This is a genomic window from Micrococcus sp. 116, from assembly GCF_902506395.1.
Classification (GTDB): domain Bacteria; phylum Actinomycetota; class Actinomycetes; order Actinomycetales; family Micrococcaceae; genus Micrococcus; species Micrococcus luteus.
Genome location: NZ_LR732370.1, coordinates 24,297 through 30,453 on the forward strand (window position 1 = coordinate 24,297; position 6,157 = coordinate 30,453).

Annotated in this window: 3 protein-coding genes and 2 pseudogenes; 3 read left to right on the top strand and 2 right to left on the bottom strand. The window is 73.5% G+C overall.

What is annotated here, in order from left to right; genetic code table 11:
* Window positions 1-143 precede the first annotated feature (143 nt).
* The gene (locus CITRIK5_RS00110; RefSeq protein WP_159832837.1) at window positions 144-2,099 is read left to right on the top strand and encodes an FAD/NAD(P)-binding domain-containing protein; all 1,956 of its coding nucleotides are present in this window, start codon (window positions 144-146) and stop codon (window positions 2,097-2,099) included.
* An 84-nt stretch (window positions 2,100-2,183) separates the two neighbouring features.
* Here the strand turns inward: CITRIK5_RS00110 and CITRIK5_RS00115 are convergent, their stop codons facing one another.
* Window positions 2,184-4,928 carry an ExeM/NucH family extracellular endonuclease gene (locus tag CITRIK5_RS00115; protein ID WP_186315069.1) on the bottom strand — a complete coding sequence of 915 codons (2,745 nt, stop codon included), beginning with the start codon at window positions 4,926-4,928 and terminating at the stop codon, window positions 2,184-2,186.
* A 27-nt stretch (window positions 4,929-4,955) separates the two neighbouring features.
* Complete coding sequence (locus CITRIK5_RS00120; RefSeq protein ID WP_159832839.1) at window positions 4,956-5,129, bottom strand: hypothetical protein; 174 nt, start codon at window positions 5,127-5,129, stop codon at window positions 4,956-4,958.
* On the opposite strand from CITRIK5_RS00120, the pseudogene CITRIK5_RS00125 reads away from it, so the two are divergent.
* Together CITRIK5_RS00125 and CITRIK5_RS12380 are read left to right on the top strand one after the other, a co-directional pair.
* A pseudogene (locus CITRIK5_RS00125) lies at window positions 5,124-5,519 on the top strand (IS481 family transposase); the annotation flags it as partial. The gene CITRIK5_RS00120 and the pseudogene CITRIK5_RS00125 sit on opposite strands and share 6 nt — an antisense overlap.
* Window positions 5,520-5,522: 3 nt before the next feature.
* Window positions 5,523-6,157: pseudogene (locus tag CITRIK5_RS12380) on the top strand (DDE-type integrase/transposase/recombinase); the annotation flags it as partial.

Consider the following 6,157-nt stretch of genomic DNA (forward strand, 5'->3'; position numbering starts at 1 on the left):
ATTCTTCGTCCGGGCCTGCTGTGGATCCTGGGGGATCGGTGGGAGTGTGGCGCATGCGGTCCGCGACCCTTGACGGCCACCGATATTGTGTGGAATACGCGCGCCGCAGGCGTGAAAACGATCCCGAGGAGAGTGGAGGCCCCATGTCCGAGCCCCTGGTGGCCGAGCGCCGCCTCGCAGTGGTGGGAGCCGGCCCCCGCGGCGTCATGCTGCTGGAGCGGATCCTCGCCCGGCTCGAGGGCGCGGCCCCGGAGGCACACCCCCGGCGGCTGCGCATCGACGTCGTGGACCCCTATCCGCCCGGGCCAGGGCGGGTGTGGCGCACGGACCAGTCCGAGCTGTACCTCATGAACACCCCCGCGTTCTTCCCGACCGCGTGCGCCGCCGACAACCCCGGTCTGCGCCCCTCCACCGCCGCCCAGACCTTCGACCAGTGGCGTCGCGTGCACCCGGAGGCCAGCCTCGGCGTGCGCCGCCACCAGTACCCGGCGCGGGCGGTCTACGGGCGCTACCTCCGGCACCTGTACAAGGACGTCGTCGCGGGGCTGCGCGCCCGTACCGAGGTCGTCGAGGTCGTCGAGCACCGCGCCGAGGCCACCGCCCTGCACCCCCGGCCCGACGGCGGTGCCCGCCTGGAGCTGCGGGACGCCGACGGTGCGGTCGCCGCGCTCGACGCGGACGCCGTCGTGCTCTGCCTGGGCCATCAGCCGGCGGAGCTCAGCCCCGGCCAGAACCGGATGGCCGCCGCCGCGCGGGGCCGGGACGAGCTGCACTACCAGGGCCCGCAGATCCCCTCGGACGTGGACTGGGAGACCGTGGAGGCCGGGGCGGACGTCCTCGTGCGGGGCATGGGCCTGAACGCGTTCGACCTGCTGGCCCAGCTCACCCAGGGCCGGGGCGGGGTGTACCGCCGCACCGGCGACGGACCCGGCCGGGCCCTGCGGTACGAGCCGTCGGGGGACGAGCCGCGCCTGCACCTGATGTCCCGCCGCGGCATCCCGTACCTGCCCAAGGCGGAGGTGGACGCCTTCGTGCCCCGCGGCGTCACCCTCAGCTACCTCTCCGACGCCGCCGTGGACGCCCTCGCCGCCCGGCACGGGGCCCTGGACCTCGCCGAGCACCTCTGGCCGCTGCTGCACCGCGACGTGGTCCGGCACTACTACGCCACGCTCGTCCGGGCCCAGCCCGAGATCCTCGGCGGGCCCGTCGAGGCGCGCCGGTTCCTCGGGGAGCTCGTCGGCCAGCTCGAGGAGGCCGGCCGCGGCGCCCCCGTGACCTCCGCGCACGCCGAGGAGCTCCTCCAGCGGTACGCCCCCGGCCGCCGCTTCCTCGACATCCTGGCCTATGGGTCCCCGTTCGAGGACGCCGTGTTCGCCTCCCACGAGGACTATCAGCGGGCCGTCGCGGACCTCATGGAGCAGGCCTGCGTGGAGGCCGCCCTCGGGGAGGAGTCCCCGTTCATGATGGCCGTCGGCGCGCTCCATGCCGGCCGACTGCGGATCAAGGCGTGGATCGCCGAGGGCCGGATCGCCGAGGCCTCCCGCATCCGGGACGTCCAGGGCTGGTTCGAGCCGCTGGTCGAGGGCCTCGCCTCCGGGCCGCCCCTGTGGCGCGTCGAGCAGATGCTCGCGGTGCACCGGGCCGGCCTGCTCACCTGGGCCGGCCCCGCGCCCGTGGTCGAGGCCGAGGAACACGCATTCACCGCCCACAGCCCCCAGGTGGGAGCGCAGGACTCGCTGGGGCCCGCCGTCGTCGAGGGGGCCTGGCTGGTGGAGGCGATGATGCCGCCCAACCGCGTGCAGGCCGCCGCCTCCCCGCTGGTCCGTCAGATGCTGGCGGACGGCGTCGCCGCGGCCGGGACGTGGGAGGACGAGGAGGGTGTGCGCGTGCCCGCCACCGGCTTCGACGTCACGGCCCGCCCGTACCGGCTGCGGGCCGCGGACGGCACGGTCCACGCGGACGTGTTCGTGCTGGGCCTGCAGCTCTCGGGCGTGCAGTGGGGCACCGCGATCGCGGCCGAGGCCGGGGCCGATCCGGCCGGACGTGCCCTCTTCCTCGCCGACGCCGACGCCGCCGCGACGGCCGTGCTCGCCGGCTGAGCCCCCACGACGACGGCGGGGCCGTCCGGGTGGCTCCCGGACGGCCCCGCCGTCGTCATGCCGGGTGCGGCGCCCCGCGTCCCGTCAGGGACGGACCGGCCCGCGGCCCTTGCCGGGGTGCTCCGGGCCGTGGCCCTTGCCCGGGTGGTCGCCGCCGTGACCCGGGGTCGCGCCGACGCAGCGCAGCCACTCGCGCACGGAGTTCGCGGGCTTGCCCGGCACGCCGCGCGGATCGGTCACGCCGTCGCAGGTCTCGCGCGGGGAGGGCTCCGGCTCCGGGGTCGGCTCGGTCACGGGCGCGTCGAGCTGGAGGCCCACCAGGATCGGGTTGTGGTCCGAGGACCGCCACTGGTCCGCGGAGTACAGGTCCTCGGCCACGTAGTTGTGGCGCGAATACTCCAGTGCCACGGATTCGTTCGCGTTGATCATCCAGATGTCCTGGCCGGTGATCGCCGTCGCCGCCGACGGCGAGGCGTAGATCCCGTCCAGGCTGCCGACGGCGCCGCCGAACGCGTACGAGTACTCGCCCGTGAGCGCGCCCTGCGAGAGGTACCCGGCCGCCTCGAGCACGCGGATCGGGTCCTCCTTCTCGTAGGCGTTGAAGTCGCCCATCAGCAGGACGCGGTCGGTGCCGGTCTCGGCCTTCATGCGCTCGGCGAAGGCCACGAGGGCCTCGGCCTGGCCCACGCGGTCCGCGTTGTACGCGCCCTGGCCGTCGCCCGCGTCCACGTTGTCCCCGGTCGCACCCGAGCCGCCCTTGGACTTGAAGTGGTTGGTGATCGCCACGAAGTCGGTGCCGGCCGCCCCCTCGGACGTGCCGTCGGCGGCGCGGAACAGCTGGGCCATCGGCTCGCGGGCGTTGTCGAAGTTCGTCTGGTCGTCCAGGATCACCGACTCGCCCACCGGGGTGACCTCGGCCGGCTGGTAGATGAACGCGGAGCGGATGACGTCCTCGTCCGCGAGCGCGGGACGGGTGGCCGGGGAGGCCACGTAGGCCCAGCGCTGCTCGCCGGCCTGCGCGTTGAGGGCCTCCACGAGGTGGGCCAGCGCGTGGTCCCGGTCGAGGCCGAACTTCTCGGAGTTCTCGATCTCCTCGAGCGCGACCACCGAGGTGCCGAGGCCGTTGATCGCGGCCGCGATCTTCTCCTGCTGGCGGGCGAACGCCTCGGAGGTGTAGGCGCCGCGCGGCAGGCAGCCGTTCGTGGTGACGGGGTTGCCGGCGCGGTCGCGGTAGGCGCTGCAGCCGGCCACGTCCTGACCCAGGGTCGTGAAGTAGTTGAGCACGTTGAAGCTGCCGACGGTGACGTTGCCGCCGACCGCCTCGGGGGCGGCCTCGGCCGGGCGGGTGTCCTCGATCGTCACGGGCTGGACGGCGGCCGCCGTGGCATCGGTGAGGTGGCCCAGCGGCTGGAAGGACCACGCGTCGAAGCGCCAGTCGAGGATGACTCCGGTGGTGAACTCCAGGCCCGCGCCCACGCGCACCGGCTGGTCCGCGTCCAGGTACGGCAGCGGATTCTGGTTGCCCGGCGAGCGCATGAAGTTCGTGGTGGCCCCGTCGTCGAGCACGATCAGCTGCTGCGCGTTGGCGGCCGCGACGGCCTGGGCCTCGGCGCCGGGCCGAGCCACCGACGTCGGGTTGTCCAGCGGCGTGGTGCCGGGGACGATGCCGAGGGAGCCGTACTGGTTGAGGGAGTAGTTGTCCGTGACCGTCCAGTCGCCCTGCGGGGCGAGGACCATGCCCTCGAGCGCCTCACGGTCGGCCTCCTCCAGCGGGAACTCCACCGGCGTGGGGGCCACGGCGCCGGGCTCGGCGACCGGCAGCACGCCGCCGGCGGCGACCTTGATCTGCGTGAGGCCGTAGTGCTCGGCCGCTTCGCCCGTGACCTGGACGTGGTCGCCGAGCGTCACGGAGCCGACCGTGTCCGGCGAGTACACGAACACGCCGTCGGAGGCGCCCGGGGTGGCGTCGGGGGTGTCGCCGCCGGTGCCGGCGGTCTGGATGTAGTAGCCGTCGTAGCCGCCCGTGGAGTACACGGCGGTGACGACGCCGGTGGTGGTCACCTGGCGCCCGGCGTACGGGGTGGCCGTGCCGGTGCCCTGGAGCTGGGCGATGGTGATCCGCTCGGCCGGGGTCGGCTGCGGCTCGGGCTCCGGGGTCGGCTCGCCGCCGGTGGCGGCGGCGTTGGTCGGGGTGACCTGGTCGGTGACGGTGAAGTCGGCGCTGTTGTCGTCCGTGTCCACGCCGTTCGTGCGGGTGAGGGACTTCGGGTCCGAGTTGGCCGAGGGGGCGCCGGCAGCCGCTGTTTCGAAGGTGTTCGTGGCTCCGTAGCCGAGCACGTCCGCGACGCCCGGCACCTGGCCGGTCACCACGGAGCCGACCGGCAGGTCCGTCACGGTGCCCGCCTGGCGCGCGAGCACGATCGTGCCCTTGGTGCCCGCGGGGTTGAACGCCCCGCCGGCCACGAGGTCTGCCTGCGGCAGGGCCGCGCCCGCGGTGCCGTTGGAGCCGCCAGAGACCAGGAAGTGGCCCTTCGCGGGCACCGTGCCGGACAGCGCGACCGTGCCCTGGGTCGCGGCCGTGCCGGCGGCGGAGCGGTACTGCAGGGACCAGCCGTCGAGGTTGATCGGCTGGTCGGTGGGGTTGTAGAGCTCCACGAACTTGTGGGTGTACACGGCGTTCGCGGAGCCGCCGTTGGTGTATGCCTCGTTGATGACGAGGGAGTCGCCGGCCGGGCTGGCCTGGGAGGGCAGGGCCACGGCGGGGGCGAGCAGGGCCAGGGCGGCGGTGGTCACCGCGGTGCGCGCGGCGAAGCGGGGCAGGGGGGTCATGTCGTCCTCGGTCTCGTTCTCGATGGGTCAGCGCGGCAGGCCCGCGGCGGTCAGCCAGGCATGGGCGGAGAAGACGGGGTGCGTGGCGGCGCCGCGCTGCACGCCGCGGCCCTTGCCCGGGTGGTCCTCGCCCTTCACGCGGCCCTTGCCCGGGTGGTCGGCGCCCTTGTCATGGCCCTTGCCATGACCCTTGCCCTCCATCACCACCTCGTCTCTGAAGGCCACCAGCTGTGCCTGCGCACTGTGGGCAGGTGGCTGCACCGACTGGGCATCTCCCGGTTGCCAGACCTCGCGCCCACGGGTGAGGACCTGCGCCAACGACCCCAGAAGATCACCGCGAGAGGGCCGGGGCACATGGTGCACCTGGATGTGAAGAAGATCGGGCGCATCCCTGACGGGGGCGGCTGGCGCACCCACGGACGTGAAAGTGAAGCAGGCCGTGCTTCCAAGCGCGGGCCTGGCCGGCGGGTCGGCTACACCTACCTGCACTCGGCGATCGACGGGTTCACCCGCCTGGCCTACACCGAGGCGTTGGAGGATGAGCGGACGGTGACCACGATCGGGTTCTTCTGCCGGGCGCGGGCGTTCTTCGAGGACCTGCCCAGCCGGCCGCACCGTTCACCTGCCCAGCTCGATCCGGTCTTGGTCGCCCAGATCCACGCCCTGCGGCGGGAGCGCAAGTGGTCCGCACGGCGCATCCATCACCACCTCGTCTCCGAGGGCCACCGGGTGTGTCTTCGTACCGTGGGACGGTGGCTGCACCGACTCGGGATCTCCCGCCTACGGGACCTGACCCCGGCCGGAGAAGACCTGCGCCAACGACCCCAGAAGATCACCGCGAGAGGGCCGGGGCACATGGTGCACCTGGATGTGAAGAAGATCGGGAAGATCCCAGACGGGGGCGGCTGGCGCACCCACGGACGTGAAAGTGAAGCAGGCCGTGCTTCCAAGCGCGGGCCTGGCCGGCGGGTCGGCTACACCTACCTGCACTCGGCGATCGACGGGTACACCCGCCTGGCCTACACCGAGGCGTTGGAGGACGAGCGGGCGGCCACGACCGTGAGCTTCTACTGCCGGGCGCGGGCGTTCTTCGCCGCCCACGGCATCACCGTGGACCGGGTGATCACGGACAACGGGAACAACTATCGGGCTGCGGACTTCACCGCGAAGGTGGTCTCGCTCGGGGGCCGGCATCACCGGATCCGCCCCTACACCCCGCGCCATAACGG

Bases quoted from the DNA above. Each gene is read 5' to 3' on its own strand.
- CITRIK5_RS00110 (WP_159832837.1), top strand. From the start codon at position 144: ATGTCCGAGCCCCTGGTGGCCGAGCGCCGCCTCGCAGTGGTGGGAGCC.
- CITRIK5_RS00115 (WP_186315069.1), bottom strand. From the start codon at position 4,928: ATGACCCCCCTGCCCCGCTTCGCCGCGCGCACCGCGGTGACCACCGCC.
- CITRIK5_RS00120 (WP_159832839.1), bottom strand. From the start codon at position 5,129: ATGGAGGGCAAGGGTCATGGCAAGGGCCATGACAAGGGCGCCGACCAC.